General features: G+C 59.2%; 25 protein-coding genes and 2 tRNA genes. 10 read left to right on the top strand and 17 right to left on the bottom strand.

All coding sequences use genetic code 11. From position 1 onward, the window contains the following. Positions 1 to 18 precede the first annotated feature (18 nt). From ACP7D9_RS15965 to ACP7D9_RS15975, 3 genes are read left to right on the top strand one after another with little or no spacing between them, the layout of a single operon-like run. Positions 19 to 396: a GNAT family N-acetyltransferase gene (locus tag ACP7D9_RS15965; protein ID WP_101156819.1), complete on the top strand. Its 378-nt coding sequence runs from the start codon at positions 19 to 21 to the stop codon at positions 394 to 396. Continuing rightward, positions 393 to 1,109 carry an AzlC family ABC transporter permease gene (locus tag ACP7D9_RS15970; RefSeq protein WP_101156817.1) on the top strand — a complete coding sequence of 239 codons (717 nt, stop codon included), beginning with the start codon at positions 393 to 395 and terminating at the stop codon, positions 1,107 to 1,109. Before ACP7D9_RS15965 ends, ACP7D9_RS15970 begins: the two co-directional genes overlap by 4 nt. Continuing rightward, positions 1,088 to 1,405 carry an AzlD domain-containing protein gene (locus ACP7D9_RS15975; RefSeq protein ID WP_024011198.1) on the top strand — a complete coding sequence of 106 codons (318 nt, stop codon included), beginning with the start codon at positions 1,088 to 1,090 and terminating at the stop codon, positions 1,403 to 1,405. Before ACP7D9_RS15970 ends, ACP7D9_RS15975 begins: the two co-directional genes overlap by 22 nt. On the opposite strand, the gene ACP7D9_RS15980 is transcribed toward ACP7D9_RS15975, so the two are convergent. After that, positions 1,322 to 2,248, bottom strand: a complete 927-nt coding sequence (locus tag ACP7D9_RS15980; protein WP_101156815.1) for a LysR family transcriptional regulator — start codon at positions 2,246 to 2,248, stop codon at positions 1,322 to 1,324. The genes ACP7D9_RS15975 and ACP7D9_RS15980 overlap by 84 nt on opposite strands. Positions 2,249 to 2,570: 322 nt before the next feature. Here ACP7D9_RS15980 and ACP7D9_RS15985 point away from each other — a divergent pair, with 322 nt between their 5' ends. Together ACP7D9_RS15985 and ACP7D9_RS15990 are read left to right on the top strand one after the other, a co-directional pair. After that, a complete protein-coding gene (locus tag ACP7D9_RS15985; protein ID WP_397478553.1) occupies positions 2,571 to 2,978 on the top strand; it encodes an MbcA/ParS/Xre antitoxin family protein in 408 nt (135 codons plus the stop codon). Positions 2,979 to 2,989: 11 nt separating this feature from the next. After that, positions 2,990 to 3,655, top strand: a complete 666-nt coding sequence (locus ACP7D9_RS15990; RefSeq protein ID WP_397478604.1) for an RES family NAD+ phosphorylase — start codon at positions 2,990 to 2,992, stop codon at positions 3,653 to 3,655. Here ACP7D9_RS15990 and ACP7D9_RS15995 read toward each other — a convergent pair. From ACP7D9_RS15995 to ACP7D9_RS16025, 7 genes are all read right to left on the bottom strand, one after another. After that, positions 3,646 to 4,443 carry a lipopolysaccharide biosynthesis protein gene (locus tag ACP7D9_RS15995; RefSeq protein ID WP_426158492.1) on the bottom strand — a complete coding sequence of 266 codons (798 nt, stop codon included), beginning with the start codon at positions 4,441 to 4,443 and terminating at the stop codon, positions 3,646 to 3,648. The two genes, ACP7D9_RS15990 and ACP7D9_RS15995, sit on opposite strands and share 10 nt — an antisense overlap. Before the next feature lie 412 nt (positions 4,444 to 4,855). Beyond that, positions 4,856 to 4,931: transfer RNA gene (locus tag ACP7D9_RS16000), tRNA-Thr, on the bottom strand. A gap of 417 nt (positions 4,932 to 5,348) precedes the next feature. Further along, the gene (locus ACP7D9_RS16005) at positions 5,349 to 6,581 is read right to left on the bottom strand and encodes a methyltransferase (protein ID WP_426158494.1); all 1,233 of its coding nucleotides are present in this window, start codon (positions 6,579 to 6,581) and stop codon (positions 5,349 to 5,351) included. Next, positions 6,562 to 7,251: an ABC transporter permease gene (locus tag ACP7D9_RS16010; protein ID WP_016772145.1), complete on the bottom strand. Its 690-nt coding sequence runs from the start codon at positions 7,249 to 7,251 to the stop codon at positions 6,562 to 6,564. Before ACP7D9_RS16010 ends, ACP7D9_RS16005 begins: the two co-directional genes overlap by 20 nt. Then, on the bottom strand, positions 7,248 to 7,943 hold the full coding sequence (locus ACP7D9_RS16015; RefSeq protein WP_101156808.1) for an ABC transporter permease: 696 nt from the start codon (positions 7,941 to 7,943) through the stop codon (positions 7,248 to 7,250). Before ACP7D9_RS16015 ends, ACP7D9_RS16010 begins: the two co-directional genes overlap by 4 nt. 77 nt (positions 7,944 to 8,020) lie before the next feature. After that, positions 8,021 to 8,773 (bottom strand): ABC transporter substrate-binding protein, encoded by a 753-nt coding sequence (locus ACP7D9_RS16020; RefSeq protein ID WP_101156806.1) that lies wholly within the window; start codon positions 8,771 to 8,773, stop codon positions 8,021 to 8,023. Between the two features lie 13 nt (positions 8,774 to 8,786). After that, positions 8,787 to 9,560 (bottom strand): ABC transporter ATP-binding protein, encoded by a 774-nt coding sequence (locus ACP7D9_RS16025; protein WP_024011209.1) that lies wholly within the window; start codon positions 9,558 to 9,560, stop codon positions 8,787 to 8,789. A gap of 542 nt (positions 9,561 to 10,102) precedes the next feature. On the opposite strand from ACP7D9_RS16025, the gene gabP reads away from it, so the two are divergent. Next, a complete protein-coding gene (gene gabP / locus ACP7D9_RS16030; RefSeq protein ID WP_101156804.1) occupies positions 10,103 to 11,494 on the top strand; it encodes a GABA permease in 1,392 nt (463 codons plus the stop codon). A gap of 71 nt (positions 11,495 to 11,565) precedes the next feature. On the opposite strand, the gene ACP7D9_RS16035 is transcribed toward gabP, so the two are convergent. The 9 genes from ACP7D9_RS16035 to ACP7D9_RS16075 form a co-directional block, all read right to left on the bottom strand. Then, positions 11,566 to 12,018 (bottom strand): hypothetical protein, encoded by a 453-nt coding sequence (locus tag ACP7D9_RS16035; RefSeq protein ID WP_312998018.1) that lies wholly within the window; start codon positions 12,016 to 12,018, stop codon positions 11,566 to 11,568. Between the two features lie 6 nt (positions 12,019 to 12,024). Further along, entirely contained in the window at positions 12,025 to 12,438 is a 414-nt protein-coding gene (locus ACP7D9_RS16040; RefSeq protein ID WP_312998016.1) for a hypothetical protein, read from the bottom strand. Positions 12,439 to 12,467: 29 nt separating this feature from the next. After that, positions 12,468 to 13,442 (bottom strand): alpha/beta fold hydrolase, encoded by a 975-nt coding sequence (locus ACP7D9_RS16045; protein WP_426158498.1) that lies wholly within the window; start codon positions 13,440 to 13,442, stop codon positions 12,468 to 12,470. Positions 13,443 to 13,509: 67 nt separating this feature from the next. Further along, positions 13,510 to 14,568 carry a PDDEXK nuclease domain-containing protein gene (locus ACP7D9_RS16050; protein ID WP_426158500.1) on the bottom strand — a complete coding sequence of 353 codons (1,059 nt, stop codon included), beginning with the start codon at positions 14,566 to 14,568 and terminating at the stop codon, positions 13,510 to 13,512. Positions 14,569 to 14,747: 179 nt separating this feature from the next. After that, positions 14,748 to 15,095: a hypothetical protein gene (locus ACP7D9_RS16055; RefSeq protein WP_397478550.1), complete on the bottom strand. Its 348-nt coding sequence runs from the start codon at positions 15,093 to 15,095 to the stop codon at positions 14,748 to 14,750. Positions 15,096 to 15,220: 125 nt separating this feature from the next. Beyond that, positions 15,221 to 15,296 (bottom strand) — tRNA-Phe (locus ACP7D9_RS16060). Between the two features lie 91 nt (positions 15,297 to 15,387). Then, positions 15,388 to 15,660: an oxidative damage protection protein gene (locus ACP7D9_RS16065; protein WP_016772129.1), complete on the bottom strand. Its 273-nt coding sequence runs from the start codon at positions 15,658 to 15,660 to the stop codon at positions 15,388 to 15,390. Continuing rightward, a complete protein-coding gene (gene mutY / locus ACP7D9_RS16070; RefSeq protein ID WP_426158502.1) occupies positions 15,657 to 16,724 on the bottom strand; it encodes an A/G-specific adenine glycosylase in 1,068 nt (355 codons plus the stop codon). Before mutY ends, ACP7D9_RS16065 begins: the two co-directional genes overlap by 4 nt. Continuing rightward, complete coding sequence (locus tag ACP7D9_RS16075; RefSeq protein WP_426158504.1) at positions 16,721 to 18,937, bottom strand: AsmA family protein; 2,217 nt, start codon at positions 18,935 to 18,937, stop codon at positions 16,721 to 16,723. The genes mutY and ACP7D9_RS16075 overlap by 4 nt, the downstream gene beginning before the upstream one ends. A 631-nt stretch (positions 18,938 to 19,568) precedes the next feature. On the opposite strand from ACP7D9_RS16075, the gene ACP7D9_RS16080 reads away from it, so the two are divergent. The 4 genes from ACP7D9_RS16080 (at position 19,569) to ACP7D9_RS16095 (ending at position 23,010) form a co-directional block, all read left to right on the top strand. After that, entirely contained in the window at positions 19,569 to 21,233 is a 1,665-nt protein-coding gene (locus ACP7D9_RS16080) for an OFA family MFS transporter (protein WP_426158506.1), read from the top strand. A gap of 284 nt (positions 21,234 to 21,517) precedes the next feature. Further along, complete coding sequence (gene hisB, locus ACP7D9_RS16085; RefSeq protein ID WP_016772125.1) at positions 21,518 to 22,111, top strand: imidazoleglycerol-phosphate dehydratase HisB; 594 nt, start codon at positions 21,518 to 21,520, stop codon at positions 22,109 to 22,111. After that, positions 22,111 to 22,749: an imidazole glycerol phosphate synthase subunit HisH gene (gene hisH / locus ACP7D9_RS16090; protein ID WP_426158508.1), complete on the top strand. Its 639-nt coding sequence runs from the start codon at positions 22,111 to 22,113 to the stop codon at positions 22,747 to 22,749. The genes hisB and hisH overlap by 1 nt, the downstream gene beginning before the upstream one ends. Beyond that, complete coding sequence (locus ACP7D9_RS16095) at positions 22,750 to 23,010, top strand: DUF2164 domain-containing protein (RefSeq protein WP_426158510.1); 261 nt, start codon at positions 22,750 to 22,752, stop codon at positions 23,008 to 23,010. It begins immediately after the preceding gene. The last annotated feature ends 20 nt before the right edge of the window (positions 23,011 to 23,030 follow it).

The raw sequence follows: 23,030 nt of genomic DNA on the forward strand, positions 1-23,030 counted from the left end.
GCCAAGGATGCCCCGCGCATGGAACGCTTCTTCCGCCAGTTCGACGAAGTGTCGTTCTGCCAATGGCAGGACGCCAAATGCCTGCGCGGTGTATTGATCCAGAAAACCACCACGGCGTATCTGGCGTTCGATGTCGACGGCGAAATCGTCGGCGCGGTGCTGGGCGGCATGCTCGGCAGTCGCGGCACGATCAATCATCTGGCTGTCAGCCCGCGCTATCGCAGCCAGGGTGTGGGCCAGCGCCTGGTCGAAGCCGCGTCATCCGACATGAAGCGGGTCGGGGTGCTGCGGATGTTTCTGTTCGTCGACGATGCTAACCTCGCGGGCAAGCGATTCTGGACCGCCCAGGGTTTTTGCGAACCTCACGGCGAACGAACATTTGAGAGGGATCTATGAATGAAAGGTCCGGCAGCGCGCCGCTGATGGCGACTCACCAGCCGTCGCGCACGTTTGCCGAAGCCAGCCCGGTGGTCGCCGGGTACTTCACCGTGTCGTTTGTCTTCGGGCTGATGGCGGTCAACGCCGGGCTGCCGATGTGGCTGCCAGTGGCGATGTGCTTGTTTGTTTATGCTGGCGCTTCGCAATTCGCTGCGCTGGCGCTGATCTCCAGCGGCGCATCGCTGACCACCATTGTGCTGACCACTTTCCTGATCAATGCGCGGCACATGCTGATGTCGGTGTACATGGCCAAGGCCTTGCGAGCCCTTGGTTTGAGCCGCATGGAGCGTTGGGCATACGCTGGTGGCCTGACGGATGAATCCTTCGCTTTGCACAGCGTCAAACTCGGCACAGGCGCCCCGGTCAATGTGCGTTACCTGATCGGTTTCAACCTGTTCTGCCACACCTCCTGGGTGCTCGGCGGTTTGCTTGGCGCGGTCTGCGCGCAATACGCGGCGCATCTGATCAAATATCAGCTCGACTATGCGCTGACGGCGATGATGCTCTACGTGCTGGTCTCGCTGTGCAATACGCGCAACAAGCTGATCGCAGCGGCCGCTGCCGTCGTCTGCATGGGCGCCCTGAGCTTGATCGGCAGTTCGCCCTTCAACGTATTTATCGCCACGTTCGTGGGCTGCGGAGTAGGTGTATGCCTGACCAAACGTTCCTGATTCTGGTGGTGGTGCTGATGATGGCCGTGACCTTTCTGCCGCGCGCCTTGCCGCTGCAGATCAACACCGAACACTGGCCGCCGTTCGTGGCGCGGGCGTTGGAATATTTGCCGGTGGCGATCGTCGCTGCGATCAGCCTCACGCCCCTGTTGATCAAGGACCGGCAGATTCAGCTCGATCGCCCGGAATTCTATGCCGCGATTCCGACGTTGCTATGTGCGTATTTCAGCAAAAACCTCTTTCTCAGTGTGGCGGTGGGGACGGCTGCGTACATTGCGCTCGGCTCGTTCATGTAACGGCAAATCGACGACATCGCTCAGCGCCTGGCTCGACAACTCCGGATTGTTCACCGCCAGGCGCACTTCGAGAAAGTCCTCGAAACCGGGAAAAATTGTCAGACCGTTCTTCTGCGCCGCTTCACGCGAGACCATGCCGACTGCGTCCATCTGCGTAATCAGCGACAACGTCAGGGTTTCGCTGCAGGAATAGACCATGCGCTGGCCATTCTCGTGGTTGCCCAGCCCAGCGTCGAGAAAACGCAAAAAGCTGTGGGAATACGGACAGTCTTCCGCAGGACGCACCTGGAATTTGTTGCCAAGCAAGGTCAGCGGATCGTTCTCCTGTCCGCAATGGGCACCGACCACCTGTACCTGCACGTCTGGCAGCACGATGCTCGGCAGTCCCGGGCGTTGTGGGCCAATGAGCACGGCAAGGTCGAAATCTTCGTTCTTCAGCTTGCTGAGATTTTCCATCGACTCGGCGTAGCTGAATTCCATCTGGTAATCGGCAAACACCTCGATCAGACGTCCGATCATGCGCCGGTTGAAGTCAGGCGACAGCGTGTTGTTCAGCGCCACCTTCAATGTCCGCTGTCCCGGCACCTTCAGCGCCTCGACCTTTTCTTCCATCTGTCGCGTGGCGATCAACACTTTGTCGATGTAAGGCGTGAGCTCCGTGCCTTGCGGTGTCAGCGTCAGGCCCTTGTTGGAACGACGAAACAAGCGGAAACCGAACTGTTCTTCGACCTTGTTCAACTGTGCAGCCAAGGCCTGCACGGTCAGGCACGAATGCTCGGCTGCAGCCGACAACGAGCCGGTCTGCACGATGCGCATGAGGTTGCGTAAGGTTCTGCTATCCATGGGTAATGCCCTCTGAAGTGGGCTGGGTATTGTTGTTTACGAAACGACCGAAACGGCGCCATATGCCGGCTATATTCCTGCACCTGAGCATAGTTGTCGCGGATTTAGTAGTGAATTGATTTCCCCGCCGATGGCTGGAGGCTGACGGAGGATCGGGTTTTTTGGCTGGGTGGGGGTGATGGAGATCAAAAAAGGACGGAATATTTTTGCAGGAAAGACGGTTTGTTCAGTCTGCTTTAGCGTCCGTTTGTGTATTGATTTTTAGCAAAAGTACCGATATGTACTACTCTCACGACACGATGATTTCTCTGGAGGCGGCCCGATGCCAACTTCATCTACAGCGTTAAACCCGCGCGAACAACTTGACGCCCCCGAAGCTGGCCGCGTTGCGCTGAAGTTCTTTTTCAACCTCATGGAACATTGGGGCTGCAACGCCGAGCAACAGCGCACCCTGCTCGGAGGAGTCGGCAACACTACGTTCTATAAATACAAGCACCTGCCAAACATACGCCTGCCCCATGACACCCTCGAGCGCATTTCTTACTTGATGGGCATTCACAAGGCGCTGAGCATCATCTTCAGCAACAGCCGCGAGCGCGCTTACGCTTGGGTCAGCAGCCCCAACATGGCGGCACCGTTCAATGGCAAAACTGCCATCGACTACATGCTGGCGGGCCGGGTGGTCGACATTGCCGATGTGCGCCGCTACCTCGACGGAGTGCGCGGTTGAAAACCCCGGCGCTGGTCGATGTGCCGTGGCCGCGGGCCTATCGCATCGTCAACAGCAGCTTCCCGCCGATTGCGCTGTTCGAGGACGTCCTCGACCCCGAAGACCTCGAAGTGGCCTACGCCATCGAAGCGCTGACCAATGATCGGCTGATCGAACAGGCCGGCGTACTGGCTCGCGTGCGCCCGGAAGATCGTCTGTCCGGCCCCGGTTCCAGTCCGGTGATGGCCGCGTTCACTCATGTCGGTAAACGCAGCCGTTTCAGCGACGGTACTTTTGGCGTGTACTACGCCGCCAGCAGCCAGGCAGCGGCCATCGCCGAAACCTGTTTTCATCAGGAGCGCTTTCTCGCCGCGACCCACGAAGCCGACCTCGAATTGACCATGCGCACTTACGTCAATCAGGTGATCAAACCGCTGCATGACGTTCGCCGGGGCTTCGATCATTTGCATCAGCCCGACCCCGAAGCCTACGGGCCATCCCAGGTATTTGCGCGGCAATTGCGCGATGCTCAATCCTGGGGCCTGCTCTACAACAGCGTGCGTTTGCCTGGGCAGGAATGTGTTGCGGCGTTCCGGCCTCCGGCGGTTTCGATTCCGAGGCAGGGCAAGCATTTGCGCTATGTCTGGAATGCGAGTCAGGGCAAGATTTCGTTTGTGTTTGAGGTCAGTCAGCTCTGAATTATCGCTTTGACTTCGTCGAGGGTTTTGACGGGAATGACGCTGGATGGAATTCGCGAAGTGGACGACAAGTTGTAAACGGCAAACTTACTGCCGACGACTTTCTCCGACATGAGTTTCAGAGATGGAAGAATTCTGGAATGAAAATGCTGGTCCAGCCCGCACGGGGAGATGGAGCTGCCATCAGTCTCGTAAAAGCGCCCGGCAGACTGGTTCATATCCGCTCCCACCAAAAACACCTTGGAGAAACCTGCGTGACAGGCAATCTGGAGTGCGAGGTACAAAACGGTGCGAGCATCAAAGAAACCGTTAGCGAGGTTTTTGCTGAATCCGATACTCCGGTTTCGGCTACCCAGAACAGCGCGATTACGTACCAGATCCTTGTCGATATGCAGTAGCCATTCAGTCAGTGTTGGCTTGGGCGCTTTCTTGAGCAGATAGAGATCGCCCATCGGTTCAACGGCAAGTTCCTCAGCCTGGTTCCCCCACAAAGCTACTCGCTGACTAATGCGCATCGCATAGGCAAACAGTTCAGGCTGTTGCTTTGAAAAACTGGTATCGGTGCAGGCGTAGAAGAACGGTTCAATGCCCGTTTCCATGAACATTGATATCGCGCCGTTCACCGTGATCATTGGAATGCCGGCGAACTCTCTGATCGGAAAATCCTTCGCGGAGTTGCCCGAAGCAATGATGAATACAGCGCCGTGAGCAATATTGCGGCAGTCAGCAAAGTCATTGATTCGCCGGGAGCGCGCGGAGCCGTTTGACGTTTCTGATGTTGAATTCATCGGATTTTTAAGTCCATGTCATGCGTTCAGTCCATTTGTTACGAGATGAAGGGGCGTGACTGCTCCACAGCTCAGTACCTGTTTAGGGATTGCCGCAGTCGGCATTTAGTTCCCATTCGGCAACCGGGTGTGAGGTGCGCAGGTTTTCGGCAGGCACTGAAACGCAAAAAGCCCTCGTATCTACGAGGGCTTCATAGGGTGACTTAGATTGATGGCTTGCAGATGTTCTCGAGTTTGAATCCGCAGGCGGGCCGGCGGTTGGAGTGCATGCTTTGGATGTGTGTCAAAGGACGTGTGGCTAATCGGGCGACGTGTGAGTGGAAGACTATTTGCACTGGAAATGAAATTGTCGAAATACCCACGCCCCGGAAACAACAAAGCCCCTGCATTTCTGCAGGGGCTTTGTTTTGTATGGTGCCGGCACCAGGAGTCGAACCCGGGACCTACTGATTACAAGTCAGTTGCTCTACCAACTGAGCTATACCGGCGTGTGGGCGACGATTATAGCGATTGGGCTGATTCTGTAAACCCCTGAATTCAGACTATTTTTGAGCGAAGATCAAATTGTCTTTCACGCAGGGTTGCCGTGCGCGGCGTTGCACTGCTCGAAATGCCGAGTCGGATGGCCTGCGTGCGTGGAAATATCGGACTTCTGTGCTTGTGAATCATTGAATTGACGCGGTTATACCTTTCAACGGGCAGGTTATGCACATATGGATAAGCAGGAGGGTGTTCGAATTCATTTTCATGAATTCATTCTCATCTTGTCCGCAAATCGCTGTTCTCGCAGTTCTTTATTGATGCGAGCAAAAAATGATCAGTGCTTATGGTTGCTTGAAACAGGCAGGGATACTGGATCCAAGAAGTTTCCATCAACAGAGTTATCCACAGGCTTCAGGGTGTTCTCAACGCTCGGCCAGCAGCAGTAAGTTGCGTGGTGTGAGCATTGATTGGCAAAAGATGCCGAGGCGCACGTCATATCCTTGCTCGGTGAGAAACAGCGCTCGATCAAGATTCAACCAAAGCTCCAGTGGCCGTCGGAACAGCCCGCGGAGTAATTCGAGGTTCCGGACTTCGGCCAACCGCTGCCAGCCGGCGGCTTCCAGCGCCTGCCAGTCGGGCGTGCCCGTTGTGGATAACTCTTTCAGCGCTGCCAGATCGCGACAGTAGTCAGCGAAGGGTTTGTCCAGCCAGCCGCTGGGCAGGGATGGGGTTGGCAGGTATTCATTTACGCCGCGCACTTGCCGTTGCAGCAGATCAAACCCCAGGCGTCTTGCCATGGAGGTGTCGCGCTGGCGTCGAACTCGTGCACCGGCGGTGACGGTTTCGCTCATCGGCAGCGCCAGGTCTTCGAGCGATAGCTGTAGGGCGGATCGCAAACCCGCTGAGGACAATGCCTGGTACTCGCTGCGACTGATGCGGTTGTAACAGCAGGGCGCGATTGCCATTTGCCGACATTCGGCGGCACTCGCCAATTGCATCAGACGTACGTGCAGATCGCCGCAGGCGTGCAGGGCGACGGGGGTGTGTCGAGCGCTTAAAATGGTCGCTGCGTCTGCTGCCAGAACATCCTGTTCAACATGCAAAGCGTGCAGATGATGACGCTGGCTCAACGTCTGGCCGCTGATGACCAAAGCCGGATCGTACTCCACGCAAGTCAGTTGCTGCCCTTCACCCAGTAAGCGCCGCCCCAGGTGCCCTTTGCCCGAGCACCAGTCCAGCCAATGCGTGGGCTGCGCGGTGAACGACAACCGACTGGCAAACGCCTCGATCTGCTGCCACTTGCGTCCAGGCACATCGACATTCAATCGATGACCTGCGTTTTCCAGCACATGTGAAGGCAACTCACCGACCGCGCTCAACTTCGCCGACAACGTCGCCAATGAAGCAAACGGCTCAGGCGCATCGACAAGATCAGCAGGATGGTTATGCGCGCGTTCCGCATCTTCCAGCGATCGCTCGCGCAGCCACGACGACAAGGCCGGGTAGGACGCTTCCCAGGCAAGCGAAAGATGCGTGAACGGCCGAGGTTTCCACAGCGCCTGATGTTCAATCAGAAAAGTATTCAGCGCCGTGAAACGGGCGAGTAAGTCCTCGCCCGTCAGCACATGGGAAGTTTCAGCGGCCCTGGCAGGCATCGACGCGCAGCCAGCGCTCCAGCAGCTTGAAGCCGCGAACCAGCACGTAAGCCATGACCAGATAGAACACGCCGGCGGCGAAGAAGATTTCCACCGGCAAGTAGGTGCGAGCGATGATTGTGCGGGCCATGCCGGTCAATTCCAGCAGGGTCACGGTGCTCGCCAGCGCGCTGGCCTTGAGCATCAGGATCACTTCGTTGCTGTAGGCCGGCAGGCCGATGCGCGCTGCCCGGGGCAGGATAATGTAGAACATCGCTTTCGGCCTGGACATGCCCAAGGCCCGCGCGGCTTCGATTTCGCCCGGCGGAATTGCTTGTATCGCGCCGCGCAGAATCTCGGCGATGTACGCCGCCGTGTGCAGGGTCATGGTCACCGTCGCACACCAGAACGGATCGCGCAGGTACGGCCACAAAGCGCTTTCACGCACGGCGTCGAACTGCGCCAGGCCGTAATAGACCAGAAACAGCTGCACCAGCAGCGGCGTGCCACGGAAAAAGAAGATGTACGCGTATGGCAGCGAGCGCACGTACCAGCGTTTCGAAGAGCGGGCGATGCCCAGCGGAATGGCGAGCAGCAGGCCGGCGATGACAGCGATGGCGACCAGTTCCAGCGTCAGCGTCGCGCCTTGCGCCAGTTTCGGCAGCCACTTGATGATCACTTCCCAGTTCACTGAGCGCTCCTCGCAAAGCCGCGTGCGGCGCGTTTTTCCAGGAAGTGCATGCCGGTCATCGCCAGCACCGTCAGGCCCAGATACATGACGGCCGCGACCATATAAAAGGTGAACGGCTGTTTCGACACAGTCACGCCGATCTGCGCGTGACGCATGATTTCTTCCAGGCCGATAACAGAAACCAGCGCGGTGTCTTTCATCAGGATCATGAACAGATTGCCCAGGCCCGGCAGGGCGATGCGCCACATCTGCGGCATGATCAACCGGGTAAAAATGCGCCATTTCGACAGGCCCAGGGCCTGGCCGGCCTCACGATGGCCCTTGGGAATGGCGAGAATCGCGCCGCGAAATACTTCCGTGGCGTAGGCGCCGAAGCACAGGCCCAGGGCGATCACGCCGGCGGCGAAGGCATTGAGTTGCAAGTCGGGATTGCCGAAGTATTCACCGAGCGCGCGCATCAGGTTGACCGTACCGAAGTAGATCAACAGCACCCAGAGTAATTCCGGGACGCCGCGCACCAGCGTCGAATAGATGCCGCCAAGCCACTGCAGCGGCTTGTACGGAGAAGTTTTGGCCAAGGCGCCGAGCAGGCCGAGCACCAGGCCCAGGCACAGTGCGGTCAGGGCCAGTTGGACGGTCATCAGCGCACCAGCGGCAAGCGCCGGGCCGAATCCGTAGAGGTCGATAATCATGGGTTTCTGTTCAAATTGCGGGAGGCAAAGTCGGGAGTCGGCGTCGCTTGATCACGGCGCCGGTCCCACAGGTCAGATCAATAGATGCTGAACGGAAAATACTTGTCGTTGATTTTTTTGTAGGTACCGTCAGCGACGATTTCCTTCAGTGCGGCGTTCAGCTTGTTGCGCAGCTCGTTGTCACCCTTGCGCACCGCGATGCCGATCTTGTCGCTTTCCACCACCGGGTCGCCTTTGAACTCGTAGTTCTTGCCGGCGTCGGTTTTCAGCCAGTCATAGTTGGCGTACTTGTCGGCGAGGATCGCGTCGACACGACCGGATGTCAGGTCGAGGTAGGCGTTTTCCTGGGTGTCGTAGAGGCTGACCGAGATGTCATCACCGTAGGTGTCTTCCAGCCAGGTGCCCGCCAGCGTCGCACGCTGGGTGCCGATCTTCTTGCCTTTGAGCGAGTCCTTGTCGGTTTTGAAGTCGACATTTTTCGGCGCGATGAACTGCAGTTTGTTCGAGTAGTACGGGTCGGTGAAGTCCACCGCGGCCTTGCGCTCTTCGGTGATCGACAGCGAGGAGATCAGGAAGTCGAATTTCTTCGCGTTCAGGGCCGGAATGATGCCGTCCCAGTCAGAGGTGACGACCGAGCATTCGGCTTTCATCTTCGCGCACAGGGCGTCGCCGATTTCCTTGTCGAAGCCGACCACCTGACCGCTGGCGTCTTTATTGTTGAACGGCGGGTAGGCCGCTTCGATGCCCATCTTCAGGGTTTCAGCCATGGCACCGGCGCTGAACGCGAGGGTGACGGCGGCGGCGAGAAAGACCTTCTTGAAATTCTGCATGCATGTTGCTCCGTTAGCGGTTGCTGGACATGAATTGTTTGCAGCGCGCCGAAAGCGGGTTGTCGAACACCTGCTGTGGCGATCCTTGCTCTTCTATAAGGCCCTGATGAAGGAACACCACTTCGCTGGAGACCTGACGGGCGAAGCCCATTTCGTGGGTCACGAGCAGCATGGTGCGGCCTTCTTCGGCCAATGCGCGGATGACACTAAGTACTTCCTGAACCATTTCCGGGTCAAGCGCGGAGGTGGGTTCGTCGAACAGGATCACTTTCGGCTGCATCGCCAGTGTGCGGGCGATGGCTGCGCGCTGTTGCTGGCCACCGGACAATTGCGCCGGGTAGGCGTGGCGCTTGTCGGCGATGCCGACCTTGGCCAGCAGGGCTTCGGCAACTTCGATGGCCTCGGCCTTGCTCTGGCCGAGCACGCGGCGCGGGGCTTCGATGACATTGTCGAGCACGCTCATGTGCGGCCACAGATTAAAGTTTTGAAATACAAAACCAATCTCCGAGCGCAGGCGATTGATCTGCTTGCCGTCGGCGGCAACCAGTTCCCCATTTTTGGCGGCTTTGAGCTTGAGTTCTTCACCAGCCACCAGGATCTGGCCCTGGTGGGGGTTTTCTAGCAGGTTGATGCAACGCAGGAACGTGGACTTGCCGGAACCGGAAGAGCCGAGGATCGAGATCACGTCGCCGTCGCGGGCGGTCAGCGAGATGCCTTTGAGCACCTCAAGCTGTCCGTAGCGTTTGTGCAAGTTGCGGATTTCAAGCGCGGGCGTGGCCTCAGCCATGTGCGTTCCTCATATATGTTGCGCTCCTGCTGTTGGCGGGCCTTCCTGGCGAGGCGGCCAAGCTAGCATAGCGTTTCAATGGCAGCCAACAGCGCTACGAGCGGTAAACGGGTGGCAGGTGGCGGGTTGTCGCATCGGCGCAGCAGACTGTCGCCCCATCAACAACCGAACGGGTGTTTGACGTGCAAACCCTTGGGTGCCGCGTAAAAAAAGGCGCGATGTTGCCAGCTTTGGCGGGGTGTTGGAAGCGCTATCCGGCTGAACGTTCCTTATTCGCCCTTTTTCTGTGCGACACACACTTTTTCTGTGTGTTTCTGGTGCGCTGATTTGTCCTTAAAGTGAGTCGCCGGGTAACGCTCTGGCGAATAGCCATTAAACTCAAGGACTTGCATCGGATGTCGTAACCCCCGGCCCCCAAGGACTTGAAACATTTTGGCGCAAATATTGAGTGCAGAATAAGGAACAGCCCGTTGGATTCTTTTTACGAGAAAGAATTTTCAGACCGGCCGGATGCACTCGCTTTCCTTGCAAAGGTAGTCTCTATGAGCAGTACCCCAAGCTCCACTGGCCTCGAACAGGGGCTCAAACCGCGTCATGTGACCATGTTGTCGATCGCCGGTGTGATCGGCGCCGGTCTGTTTGTCGGCTCCGGCCACGCCATTGCTGCCGCCGGCCCGGCCGTGCTGCTGGCTTACGCCGCTGCCGGTACTCTGGTGGTGCTGGTGATGCGCATGCTCGGCGAAATGGCCGTCGCCTCGCCGGACACCGGTTCGTTCTCGACTTACGCTGACCGCGCGATCGGCCACTGGGCCGGTTTCACCATCGGCTGGTTGTACTGGTGGTTCTGGGTGCTGGTGATTCCGCTGGAGGCCAATGCCGCCGCAACCATCCTCCACGCATGGTTCCCGGGCGTGGACATTTGGGCCTTCGCTCTGGTCATCACCATGCTGCTGACCGTGACCAACCTGTTCAGCGTGAAGAACTACGGCGAATTCGAGTTCTGGTTCGCCCTGATCAAAGTGCTGGCGATCATCGGCTTCATCGGCCTCGGGCTGGCGGCGATTTTTGGCTTCCTGCCGACCAGTCAGGTCAGCGGTGTGTCGCATCTGTTCGACAGCGGTGGCTTCCTGCCTAATGGCATGGGCGCTGTATTGGGCGCGATCCTGACCACCATGTTCTCGTTCATGGGCACCGAAATCGTCACCATCGCGGCGGCGGAATCGAAAGACCCGGGCAAGCAGATCTCCAAAGCGACCAACTCGGTGATCTGGCGGATCGGCCTTTTCTATCTGGTGTCGATCTTCATCGTCGTGGCGCTGGTGCCCTGGAACGATCCTACGCTGGCCAACCTGGGTTCCTACCAGACCGTACTTGAGCGCATGGGCATCCCGAACGCCAAGATGATCGTCGATATCGTCGTGCTGGTCGCGGTGACCAGTTGCCTGAACTCGGCGCTGTACACGTCTTCGCGCATGTTGTTCTCGCTCGGCAAGCGCGGCGATGCCCCGGCCATGTCGACCCGCACCAACAAAAGCGGGACGCCTTACTGGGCGGTGATGTTGTCGACCGGCGCCGCGTTCCTCTGCACTTTCGCCAACTACGTGGCGCCGGCCGCGGTGTTCGAATTCCTCCTGGCCAGCTCCGGCGCCATCGCGCTGCTGGTGTATCTGGTGATCGCCTTCTCGCAACTGCGTATGCGCAAACAGCGCATGGCGCGCGGCGAGAAGATCGTCTTCAGCATGTGGCTGTTCCCGGGCCTGACCTGGGCGGTGATCATCTTCATCGTCGCGGCGCTGACCATCATGCTGTTCCAGGAAGCCCATCGCGTGGAAATCCTCGCCACCGGCCTGCTGAGCCTGCTGGTCGTGGCTGCCGGCCTGCTGGTATCGCGCCGTCGCAAGCTGGAAAAGCGTGGTGCGGTGGTGTTGAACTGAGTCGCAACGCGTGATGTGAAAACGGCCGCTGTCAGGGATGACGAGCGGCCGTTTTTGTTTCTGCGCAGGATTTATTCGCTCTTTTCTTCCGGCGAGTCCACTGATTTGCCATAAGCATCCAGCGCCACCCCGAAATCGGTGATGAACTGCGGTTCGCTCAGCCAGGCCTGGGCTTCTTCGATCGTCATGCCGTCGGCCCACATGCGGTAGTCGATGAGCATGTCGGCGGCCAGGTGGGTGGCGGCCATGCCTTCGTTGTCGGCGTTTTCCATGTCCAGCAGTTCAGGATGGTCGACGATGATGAAGGCCAGTTCGCGCAGCAGCGTCAGCAGCATGTCGTTGCGGCTGACGGCTTCGGCGTCGCGCATTTTGCTGAACATCGCCAGGGTGTATTCCGGGATCGGCTCGGCGAGGTGGCCGAGGTCTTCGTCCTGATCCAGCGGCTTGCGACCGACCATGCGGATTTGCTTGGCTTTGGCCTTGGCGCGTTTGGCGCGTTTGTGTTGCTTGTTCAGGGATGCCATGGGAACTCAGTTCTTCTGTTGGGTTTGTGCGGCGATCGCGTCGGACGCCGCTACATAGTCGGCCTGGAAGGCCGGGGATTCGATCCACGCCAGTGCGCCGGCCTCGTCGGTTTCCTGCGACCACTGGCGATACTCGATCAGCGCGGCGAGGATGAAATCCATCGCGCCTTCTTCGCCTTCCTGCTCATACACCAGTTCCAAGAGCGGATCTTCGAGGAAGGTCGTGCACATGGCTTGTTGGCTGATCTTCTCGGCGTCGATCATTTTCTTGAACAGCTCGGTCAGGTCTACCGATTCGAAGTCGATGCGGTCGTCGTTTGGGTCCAGTTCGACCGGCGTCTCGGCGCGTTTGGTGCGGTTCTGCTTGGCCTTGGTCTTGGCCCGGGCGGCGCGTTTTTGCTGCTTGTTGGCGGAGGCCATGGTGTGTTCCGTCGTGCGTTGGGAAGGGCTCAGCTGCGCGGGACTTGCCGTCCGGGTGTGTCGGGGGCCAGTGCGCCGGTCTGCAGCCAGGTCAGAGCGATGGGCCATAGTGTGGCTTGGTATGCGCTGCGAAAAAAGGCGAAATGTCCGACTTGTTGCTCGCCGATGTCCGGCGGCTCGATACGCAGGTGGGTTTTTGCCGCGTTGCTGAAGTAGTCGAGCAGGCGTTCGATGGCCGGGAGGGTGCCGTAAGGGTCGTCGCTGATGCTGATGGCCAGAGTTTGCGCGCGGACGTTGGTGAAGGGCAGGGCACCGGTCTTCTGCATCAGAACGCGACCGCTCGGGCGCTGTTCGAAACGCGCGGCAGGCGTGCTCCAGTCGCGTACAACGCCCTTGGGCGTGTCTTCCAGCCAGCCGAGCCGCTTACCCGGGAAAAAGCCGCAGAGCAGCGTCAACAAAGGCATGACCACATGCCATTTGCCCAACATGCGCCAGCGCTGCTCGGGAGCGTAATCGCGCCAGTACGCAAACTGCGCGCCGACAGTGACCAGCCGTCGGATGACTCTGCCGGATTCGGCCAGCCCCGCCGCGCAACCGCCGAAGCTATGGCCGACCACATCGATCGGCTGCCCGGGAAACTCCCGCTGCGCACGTTTGAGCATCGCCTGGAAATCCAGCGCGCCCCAATCGGTCCATGACGCGTTCAAGCCTTTGATCGAAGCGCGGCGCGATTCGCCGATGCCGCGGTAGTCGTAGGTCATCACGTCGAAGCCGTGGCTGAACAGGTAAGCCGCGAATCGTGAGTAGTGACGGCAACGCACGGACGTGGCGGCGTTGATGATGACCACCGGGCGTTGCGGGTCGGGCGAGGTGTGGCGCCAGGTGAAACCGCCCAGTGCATAGCCGTCATCGGCGGTTTCCTTGAAGGAAATACCTTCGCTTGCAGTCAGAACCGGTTGGCTCAATTCCACATCTTCCAGTTCGGTTGTGTGCTGACTGCTCATGGCGCGTGACCTCGGCGGAGAGTTGCCAACGATAGTCTCAGTGGTGCCTGTGAACAATCCAGCCGGTTTATTCAGGGGATTGGGTGAGCAAGCGTTCTTCAATCAGCGCCTGTTCGCGGTTCAGCTCGGCGCGTAACTCTTCTTCGCTCGGCAATATCGTTTTGTAACTGCTGGCGAACAGTTGCTCATTGCCCTTGAGCATCGAATAACGCGCAACCGAGTCGTTGCTCTCGGCGCTCAGAATGATGCCGACAGTCGGCTTGTCGCCCTCGCTGCGCTTGAGCTCGTCGTACATGCGTACATACATGTCCATCTGCCCGACGTCGCGGGCGCTGAGCTTGCCGCGTTTGAGGTCGATAATCACGAAGCACTTGAGCAGGTAGTTGTAGAACACCAGATCGATGTAGAGGTCAACGCCGTCAGTGCTCATGCGTTGTTGCCGAGCGACAAAGGAGAAGCCTTTGCCCAGTTCAAGCAGAAAGCTTTGCAGGTGATCGATGAGAGCTTGTTCGAGGCCGCTTTCCCTGACTTTGCCCGCCGAGGGCAGGCCGAGGAATTCGAGCATGACCGGATCGCGAATGAATTCCCGTGGATTGCATTTCATCGCGTTGATGTTGGTGGTCGCTTCCTCGACCACTTCGGTTTTGTCCTGACTCATGAGCAGGCGCTCGTAATAGAGCGTCAGGATCTGCCGATCAAGGGCGCGGCTCGACCAGTTGAGGTCGGCACATTCGTTCATGTACCACAGGCGCCCTTTCTCGTTTTCGACGCGTAGCAGGCGACGGTAATGGGTCCAGCTCAATTCGGGACGCAGTGCGTCTCGAATTGGAAACTTTTGATAAAACAGGCGCATCTTCCACAAATTGGTTTCATCAAACCCTTTACCGAACTGCCCGGTCAGGTCCCTAGCCAGTAGGCCAATCAGCTGCTTCCCATAGCCCGCACGCTGAGCGCCCTTCTGTTCGAATTCGACAATATGCCGGCCGATCTGCCAGCAAGTCTGCACTTGAATCGTATCAACCGCGCGCAGCACTTTTTGCCGCGCCTGGCGAATCAACTCGCCCAGTTCGCCCAGCAGTGAATCGACTTTCGGGTCTTGCGTGTCAGCAGGTATGAGCTGGCTCATCGGGTCTTCCGCGTCAGAGTGAACAGACGCAAAAGCATGACGATTGTCGCCGTTTGAGTATGTCGGGGGAGACGGTGAAGTCCGCAGGAAGAGGAGATGGCGATTGCAGGACGTTGCCGAGGACCGAAGCTTTGCCGGGCTGACGTCTGTAGTCCATTTCGTACGCTTGAGGACAACCGTTAACGCGAACCTGATTTGCGTTTGGTTCTGGCCGCGGGTTTGTCGATGCGCGTCAGTCTGTGCCACGCCAGGCCTGCGGCCATCAGTAACATGCCGAACAGACCTTGAAGTACGACATGAAACCAGTACGCGCCCGGCTGCATGGCGAGGGTGTAGACCTTGGCCGGCCCGCCGCGCGTGGCGGTGGTGATCGTCTCGTGGATAACGCCGTCGATGGCCGAGTAGCCCAGCAACGCGCCGGTACCGATCAGAAACAGGCAAATCATCATTGCCAGTCCTCTGGACACCAGACCTTCCCGGGGCGGCGGCGGATGGGGCAGGGGCACGCGGGTTCGTTTCTGGTTCATGGCGGGGATGACCCTCTTCCGTAAGGGGGGCTGATGGTAGCGCGGATCAAGCGGTGCGAAACCAGCCTCATTAAATCGCAGGCATAAAAAAACCCCGAATCTTGCGATTCAGGGTTTTCGGTATTTGGTGCCCAGAGACGGAATCGAACCGCCGACACGGGGATTTTCAATCCCCTGCTCTACCGACTGAGCTATCTGGGCAACGGGGCGCATTAAAAGGGTTTTTCGGATTTACGTCAACGACTTTTTGAAAATTTCTTAAATTAATTCCGTCGCTTACGAAATCTGCGGGTTATTCGGCTGGCGGCACGTAGCCTTCGGCCTTGGCGTATTCCTCGCCGGAGAAGTACTTGTCCATTTCGCCCTGCAGGTATTTGCGATCTTCGGCGTTCATCATGTTCAGGCGCTTTTCGTTGATCAGCAGGGTCTGGTGTTTCTGCCAGTCGGCCCAGGCCTTGGCCGAGACGTGGTCGAAAATGTCCTGGCCCTTGGCACCCGGGAACGGGGCGCGTTCCAGCGCGGGCAGTTCTTCTTTGTACTTGCGGCACATTACGGTGCGGGTCATGGCGATTCTCCTGCATTCAAGACGGCGGCCGCGCGTTCGAGCAAGGTCTTGACCGGGGCAGCAAGGCCCAGGCGCGGCGGGGTGGCGAGGTTATACCAGAGCCAGTCGGCCTCGGCCACGTGATGACTGGCCTCCTGCACCTGAACCAGCCAGGGTTCGATGGACAACTGGAAATGGCTGAACGTGTGAACCAGGCTCGGCAGTGCTTGCTGCTGGCCCATGGTCAGCGAGTGCTGATCGGCCAGATGTTGCAGATCTTCCAGATCATCCAGTTCCGGCAGGCTCCACAAGCCGCCCCACAGACCCGTCGAAGGCCGGCGATAAAGCAGAATCGCGCCTTCGCCGTTGGCGAGCATCGGCATCAGCGTGCGCTTTTGCGGGATGGCTTTGCGCGGCTTGGGAATCGGGTAGCGGGTTTCCAGGCCAAGCATGTGCGCTTCACAGCCGCGCTTCAGCGGACACAGCAGGCAGCTCGGCTTGCTGCGCGTGCAGAGTGTCGCGCCCAGATCCATCATCGCCTGGGTGTAGGCGTTGACCCGATCATGCGGGGTGAAGCGCTCGGCGTTGGCCCACAGCTGCCTGGCGACTTTCGGTTCGCCGGGGTAGCCCTCTTGCGCAGTGAAGCGCGCGAGCACGCGTTTGACGTTGCCGTCGAGGATCGGCGCACGCAGGCCCATGCTGATGCTGGCGATCGCCCCGGCGGTGGACAGGCCGATGCCTGGCAGCTCGGTGAGTTTTTCCACGTCGCGCGGGAATTCGCCAGCGTACTGGCTGACGACGATCTTCGCGGTCTTCTGCAGATTGCGTGCGCGAGTGTAATAACCCAGCCCCGTCCACAGATGCAGCACCTCGTCTTCCGGGGCTTCGGCCAGTGCCTGGACCGTCGGCAGCGCTGCCATGAAGCGCTCGAAGTAATTGAGCACCGTGCTGACCTGAGTCTGCTGCAACATGATCTCGGAAACCCAGACCCGATACGGATTGATGTCCTGCTGCCACGGCAAATCGTGGCGGCCATGGCGGTCGAACCACTCCAGCACCGCCGTGGAAAACTGCTCCGCTGTCATCGCTTGAACAGTCCCTTCAATGCGTTTTTCAGTTCCGGGCTGACTTTGTCGCCCAGTTTCTCGTCGATCTTTTCGCTGAGCTTGTTGCCAGCCATCTTGCTGGCGACCTGACCGAGACGGTCATTGTCGATGCGGCAGGCCTTTGCGCCCAGTTCCAGCGGGCCACGGCAGCGCAGGGGCCACTCGATACCGACGAATTTGTCGCCGACCTGACAGGCCGGATCGGGCATGGCGCTGGTGTCGCCCTCGACAATGATGCCGACGCGGTAGTCCATACCCAAAACGCGCAGATCGATATCGCCGTCACCGTTGACGGTCATGCCGGGAATGCGCACTTTCAGGTCAGGGTTGTTGGCAACGCCGTTGCGCACGGTCAGATTGCCCTTGAGTTCTTCGAACGGAGTGTCCTTGCCGCGTGGTTCGCCGCTCAGGGTCTTGCGATTGAGCGTGGCAATGCCTTTGCACAATTGCTGTTCAAGGTTGGCGTTGAGCAGCACGCCATTGTTGATGACGAAACTGGCGTTGCCGTTGAGCGTATCGATCAGCGCCTGTTGGCTGTTGCCGCTGCCGGTGAAGCTGCTGGTCAATGTCACCAGGCCTTTGACCGGCGGGTTCTTGCCTTGGCTTTCGATGATCTTTTGCGCAGGGACACGATTGAGGCGGGTCTGCAGGTTCAACACCGGCGCGCTTGGGCGCACGTCGAGCGTGCCATTGGCGACGAAGCCGCCGTTGTACAGATCACCGCTCAGGTTAGTCAGCGTCAGCAAGCCGCCCTGGCCGGTGGCTTTGAGCGCGGCATTCTGGATCGGCAGTTTGTCGAGAGTCAGTTGGCCAAAGGTCAGGTCGGCATCGACGTCCAGTTTGGCCAGGCGTTCGACCGGCAGCAGGCGCTCGGTGCTCCAGGCTGTTTTGCTCGGTTTGTCTGGCAGCGGCGTGGTGCCTGCCACGGCGCCGGCCTCGGTGCTGGCGACTTCGGCCTGACGTGTTTGCGTGGCGCTGTTGGCCTGCTCCGATTTCGGCGGCAGGTAACGGTCGGCGTTGAAGGTGTCGGCTTTGAGGATCATCCGCAACGATTGCTTGGCAAAGTCTTCGACGGCGATACGGCCGCTGATGCTGCTGTCGTCGAGCTTCAGGTTGATGTTGTCGAAGGCGATGCTGCTGGGCGTCGCCGCGATGCGGCTGACCAGTTCAACCTTGCTCAGACTGCCCTCAGCCATGGCCGGCAGTGTCTGGCCGACGCTGTCGACGAATTTCGCCAGATCGAACTGGGCAATGGAAATGCCGCCGCTGATCTGCGGCGTCTTGTCGAGGTCGTTGGCTTTCAGTTCGCCCAAGGCGCGAAGCTGGTTGGCGGAGATCTTGATGCCGGTCCATTCGGCGACGTTAGCTGCTTTGTCCAGCAACAACTGGCCCTGAGCAGAGAAGGTCATGGTCTTGCCTTGCAGCGGATCGCCAGCGAGTTCGCCAGTGAGTTTCAGGTCTTCGAACTTGTAGCGCTGCAGTGCGCGCTCGAAGCGCAGCTCGCCGTTGAGCTCGGTGCGTACGCGCAGCACCGGTTGGTTGGTGCCGAGGAATGCAGTGGCTTTCACCGGGATATTGGTCGAGTCGTGGACCGGGCCGGTGCTCAACTGGATGCTTTCGGCGCTGAACTGCTTGCCGGTCAGCTCGTCGGTGTACTCAACGCGGGCGTTGTTGACGGTCAGGCTGTCGATGTCGAGGCGGATCGGTTGCGCCGGTTTTTCCACGGCGACGGTCGGCTCGCTGGCGGTCGCGCCCGGCGTGGCGGGTGGAGTCGAGCCGGGCGCCACTGGGACCTTGCCAATGTCTTCCCAATTGCCGTGGCCGTTCTTGTCACGGTTCAGGCGCAGGTTGAGGCCTTCCACACGCACGTCACTCATCTGCACCTCGCGGCGCAATAGCGGCAGCACGCGCACCGACAGGCCGAGCATCTGCAGGTCGGCAAACGGTTCGGCAGGTTTGGCCAGGGTGGCGACGCTGGCTTCGTGCAATTCCAGGCCGAGCCACGGGAACAGGCTCCAGCCGATATCGCCATTGAGCGTCAGCTCGATGTGGGCCTTGTCGCGGGCTATCTGGCGGATCTCGTCTTTGTAGTCGTTGGGATCGAAGAGGTGGGTCAGGGCAAAACCTGCCGCCACAATGATCAGCAACAGCCCGAGAAGTACCAGACCCAGGATTTTGCCGAACGCTTTCATGGGCGAGTCCTTGTAGTTAGTCGAATTTGGTCATTTGGCCGGGGAGTATAGCGCTGCAAGCACCCGGTTCGGTGTGGCGTCAACTGCCGAGGGTCGGCAACGGTACCTGCCACTTTGCCACCGGCGTCTGTGTTTGAGGGTGCCCGGCTGGCGCCGGAAAGCGCAATCAGGCCCCCGTTTGCGACGCCTTTTTCGGCGCTTGGTTCACCCGCTGTTCAGCCACACCGAGGCGATGGGTAACTTTTCGCACGCATAAATGGGACAAGTACCAAATGCACATATCTGTCGTCAGACACCTCAACAACATCCGGCATGGTAACCCCGTTGAAATGCCGACTGCAGGCGCTGCGGGACGCTGCGATCTTTTGATTTTGGCATTTTTCAAATACATCAAAAGATCGTAGCGTTCCGCAGCTCCTTCAGGGGACGGACGCAGCTGACAGAAAAAAGGTGATATCAGTTTGGTTTTTCTGTCACCTGAGAATGGTAACCTTCGCCAGTTCGTCCGCCCGTCTGCGACTTAACGTCGCGCCTTCAAGGAGCTTCACCTCAAAAAACGGTCATGCCTGCGTGCATAAGGCCGAGGGTGAGCAGTGGCTGGCGAACCATACTAACAATTGGGGGATACACAATGAGCACGAGCATCACGGCGGACGGCCTCAAAGCCGACCAGCCTGCGTTCCTGTCCAAGGAACGCATCATCGCCAAGCCCGGTTTCAACCGCTGGCTGGTTCCACCGGCCGCTTTGGCCATTCATCTGTGCATCGGCATGGCCTACGGCTTCTCGGTGTTCTGGTTGCCGCTGTCCAAGGCACTCGGCGTTACTGCGCCGGTGGCTTGCGCGCCGGACATGAGCTTCATCGCACAGGTATTTTCGTCGAACTGCGACTGGCCGATCTCCATGCTCGGCTGGATCTACACGCTGTTCTTCATCTTCCTCGGCTGCTCGGCAGCGATCTGGGGTGGCTGGCTGGAGCACGCCGGTCCTCGTAAAGCGGGCGTGGTCTCGGCCTTGTGCTGGTGCGGCGGTCTGCTGATTTCTGCGCTGGGTATCTATACCCATCAGATCTGGCTGATGTGGATCGGCTCCGGGGTGATCGGCGGTATCGGTCTGGGCCTGGGCTATATCTCGCCGGTGTCGACCCTGATCAAGTGGTTCCCGGACAAGCGCGGCATGGCGACCGGCATGGCGATCATGGGCTTCGGTGGCGGCGCGATGGTCGGTGCACCGTTGGCCACTGCGCTGATGAGTCACTTTGCTTCGGCGGAAGGCGTAGGCGTATGGCAGAGCTTCGTGGCCATGGCTGCGATCTACTTCGTGTTCATGATCGGTGGCGCACTGTCCTACCGCGTGCCGCCAACCGGCTGGAAGCCTGAAGGCTGGACCGCGCCGGCGAAGAAAGCTTCCAACGCCATGATCACCAACCGTCACGTCCACGTGAACGTAGCGTGGAAAACCCCGCAATTCCGTCTGGTGTGGCTGGTGCTGTGCCTGAACGTATCTGCCGGTATCGGCATCCTCGGCATGGCTTCGCCGCTGTTACAGGAAGTGTTCGGCGGCAAACTGCTGGGCGTTGACGTGCCGTTCGGTCAACTCGACGCTGGCCAACTGGCCTCGATCGCGGCGATCGCTGCGGGCTTCACCGGTCTGCTGAGCCTGTTCAACATCGGTGGGCGCTTCTTCTGGGCCTCCTTCTCGGACTACCTGGGCCGCAAGAACACCTACTTCGTGTTCTTTGCCTTGGGTTTTGCCTTGTACGCGCTGATTCCGAACATGGGCCACCTGGGCAACGTTGCGCTGTTCGTGGCGGCGTTCTGCATCATCCTGTCGATGTACGGCGGTGGTTTTGCCACGGTGCCGGCGTATCTGGCGGACCTGTTCGGTACGCAAATGGTCGGTGCGATCCACGGTCGTCTGCTGACTGCCTGGGCTGCTGCCGGTGTACTCGGTCCGGTGCTGGTCAACTACCTGCGTGAATATCAGTTGAGCATCGGCGTTGAGCGCGCTGCCGCTTACGACATCACTCTGTACATCCTCGCCGGCCTGCTGGTGCTGGGCTTCCTGTGCAACCTGATGGTGCGCCCGGTAGCCGACAAGTACTTCATGACCGACGCTGAACTTGCCGCCGAACAAGCGCTGGGCCACGACAAGGGTGCTGATGCCAGCACCGTTCTGGAATGGAAAGCCGCGCCGGGCAGCAAGCCGTTGGCCATCGCGGCATGGCTGGTAGTGGGTATTCCGTTGGCGTGGGGTGTGTGGGTGACCCTGCAGAAGACGGCGGTACTGTTTCACTAAGGCGTTGGCCTGAGAATCCTCAGGCCGCCGCCAAACCTGTGGGAGCGGGCTTGCTCGCGAAGGCGTCCTGTCAGTCGACATCAATGTTGGCTGATCCACCGCTTTCGCGGGCAAGCCCGCTCCCACATTTGTTTCTGGCATGCCCGTAATGGCTTGTATGGACATGTCTACCCGCGACCGCCGGGCGTTCTATCCGTCAACCATCTCACCTCTCGTGTTTCTGTTTGCTTCCTGCGTGCCTATAATGGCTGCCTTTTTCGCCCAATGATTTTGCGGAGCTGGTGATGGCCGAACGTAAGGCGTCTGTCGAGCGCGACACTCTGGAAACCCAGATCAAAGCCTCGATCAACCTTGATGGCACCGGAAAGGCCCGATTCGATATCGGTGTCCCTTTTCTTGAGCACATGCTGGATCAGATCGCCCGTCACGGGTTGATCGATCTGGATATCGAATGCAAGGGCGATCTGCATATCGACGACCACCATACGGTGGAAGACGTCGGTATCACCCTCGGCCAGGCGTTCGCCAAAGCCATTGGCGACAAGAAAGGCATCCGTCGCTACGGCCACGCCTACGTGCCGCTCGATGAAGCGCTGTCGCGCGTGGTGATCGATTTCTCCGGTCGCCCGGGCCTGCAGATGCACGTGCCGTACACCCGCGCCACGGTCGGCGGCTTCGACGTTGACCTGTTCCAGGAGTTCTTTCAGGGCTTCGTCAACCATGCGCTGGTCAGCGTGCACATCGACAACCTGCGCGGCACCAACACTCACCACCAGATCGAAACCGTGTTCAAGGCTTTCGGCCGCGCGCTGCGCATGGCCGTCGAGCTGGACGAGCGCATGGCCGGGCAGATGCCTTCGACCAAAGGCGTTTTGTAATGCAGACGGTTGCAGTTATCGACTACGGCATGGGCAACCTGCACTCGGTGGCCAAGGCCCTGGAGCATGTCGGCGCCGGCAAGGTGCTGATCACCAGCGATGCGAACGTGATTCGCGAAGCCGACCGCGTGGTCTTCCCGGGCGTTGGCGCGATTCGCGATTGCATGGCGGAGATCCGTCGCCTGGGTTTCGATTCGCTGGTCCGTGAGGTCAGCCAGGATCGCCCGTTTCTCGGTATCTGCGTCGGCATGCAAGCCTTGCTCGATACCAGCGAAGAGAACGAAGGCGTCGACTGCATCGGCCTGTTTCCCGGCGCGGTGAAGTTCTTCGGCAAGGATCTGCATGAAGATGGCGAGCACCTGAAGGTCCCGCACATGGGCTGGAACGAGGTCAAGCAGAACATCAGTCACCCGCTGTGGCACGACATTCCGGACATGGCGCGTTTTTACTTCGTGCACAGTTACTACATCGCCGCCGCCAATGCGCGGCAAGCGGTCGGTGGCGGTCACTACGGTGTCGATTTCGCCGCAGCGCTGGCCGATGGCTCGCGTTTCGCCGTGCAGTTCCACCCGGAGAAAAGCCATACCCATGGCCTGCAGTTGCTGCAGAACTTCGCCGCGTGGGACGGTCGCTGGTAAATGGCCGCCAAGAAGTCCAAGCCGCCGATTCTGAACCTCACTCCCGAACAGGAGAACGAGGCCAATCGCAAGATCCAGCGGTTCATGGAAGAACGCTTCGAACTGGACCTGGGGTCGTTCGAAGCGGCGGAAATTCTTGAGCTGTTTACCCGCGAGATTGCTCCGCACTATTACAACAGGGCGATTTTCGATGTGCAGACCCACCTCAAGGAACGGTTTGAAAGCATCGAAAGCGACCTGTGGGCGCTCGAGAAAAACTGATTCCCGAGCCAAGCTGAACA

Origin of the sequence: Pseudomonas sp. TSRC2-2 (assembly GCF_049897785.1) — a bacterium.
GTDB lineage: Bacteria > Pseudomonadota > Gammaproteobacteria > Pseudomonadales > Pseudomonadaceae > Aquipseudomonas.

Coding starts and splice junctions, on each gene's coding strand:
- ACP7D9_RS15975 (WP_024011198.1), top strand. CDS start 1,088: ATGCCTGACCAAACGTTCCTGATTCTGGTGGTGGTGCTGATGATGGCC.
- ACP7D9_RS16075 (WP_426158504.1), bottom strand. CDS start 18,937: ATGAAAGCGTTCGGCAAAATCCTGGGTCTGGTACTTCTCGGGCTGTTG.
- ACP7D9_RS16050 (WP_426158500.1), bottom strand. CDS start 14,568: ATGAGCCAGCTCATACCTGCTGACACGCAAGACCCGAAAGTCGATTCA.
- ACP7D9_RS16025 (WP_024011209.1), bottom strand. CDS start 9,560: ATGGCTGAGGCCACGCCCGCGCTTGAAATCCGCAACTTGCACAAACGC.
- ACP7D9_RS15980 (WP_101156815.1), bottom strand. CDS start 2,248: ATGGATAGCAGAACCTTACGCAACCTCATGCGCATCGTGCAGACCGGC.
- ACP7D9_RS15985 (WP_397478553.1), top strand. CDS start 2,571: ATGCCAACTTCATCTACAGCGTTAAACCCGCGCGAACAACTTGACGCC.
- ACP7D9_RS15970 (WP_101156817.1), top strand. CDS start 393: ATGAATGAAAGGTCCGGCAGCGCGCCGCTGATGGCGACTCACCAGCCG.
- mutY (WP_426158502.1), bottom strand. CDS start 16,724: ATGACAGCGGAGCAGTTTTCCACGGCGGTGCTGGAGTGGTTCGACCGC.
- ACP7D9_RS16095 (WP_426158510.1), top strand. CDS start 22,750: ATGGCCGCCAAGAAGTCCAAGCCGCCGATTCTGAACCTCACTCCCGAA.
- ACP7D9_RS16055 (WP_397478550.1), bottom strand. CDS start 15,095: ATGAACCAGAAACGAACCCGCGTGCCCCTGCCCCATCCGCCGCCGCCC.
- ACP7D9_RS16080 (WP_426158506.1), top strand. CDS start 19,569: ATGAGCACGAGCATCACGGCGGACGGCCTCAAAGCCGACCAGCCTGCG.
- ACP7D9_RS16040 (WP_312998016.1), bottom strand. CDS start 12,438: ATGGCCTCCGCCAACAAGCAGCAAAAACGCGCCGCCCGGGCCAAGACC.
- ACP7D9_RS16005 (WP_426158494.1), bottom strand. CDS start 6,581: ATGCCTGCCAGGGCCGCTGAAACTTCCCATGTGCTGACGGGCGAGGAC.
- hisB (WP_016772125.1), top strand. CDS start 21,518: ATGGCCGAACGTAAGGCGTCTGTCGAGCGCGACACTCTGGAAACCCAG.
- hisH (WP_426158508.1), top strand. CDS start 22,111: ATGCAGACGGTTGCAGTTATCGACTACGGCATGGGCAACCTGCACTCG.
- ACP7D9_RS15965 (WP_101156819.1), top strand. CDS start 19: ATGGAACGCTTCTTCCGCCAGTTCGACGAAGTGTCGTTCTGCCAATGG.
- ACP7D9_RS16045 (WP_426158498.1), bottom strand. CDS start 13,442: ATGAGCAGTCAGCACACAACCGAACTGGAAGATGTGGAATTGAGCCAA.
- ACP7D9_RS16065 (WP_016772129.1), bottom strand. CDS start 15,660: ATGACCCGCACCGTAATGTGCCGCAAGTACAAAGAAGAACTGCCCGCG.
- ACP7D9_RS16020 (WP_101156806.1), bottom strand. CDS start 8,773: ATGCAGAATTTCAAGAAGGTCTTTCTCGCCGCCGCCGTCACCCTCGCG.
- ACP7D9_RS16015 (WP_101156808.1), bottom strand. CDS start 7,943: ATGATTATCGACCTCTACGGATTCGGCCCGGCGCTTGCCGCTGGTGCG.
- ACP7D9_RS15995 (WP_426158492.1), bottom strand. CDS start 4,443: ATGAATTCAACATCAGAAACGTCAAACGGCTCCGCGCGCTCCCGGCGA.
- gabP (WP_101156804.1), top strand. CDS start 10,103: ATGAGCAGTACCCCAAGCTCCACTGGCCTCGAACAGGGGCTCAAACCG.
- ACP7D9_RS16035 (WP_312998018.1), bottom strand. CDS start 12,018: ATGGCATCCCTGAACAAGCAACACAAACGCGCCAAACGCGCCAAGGCC.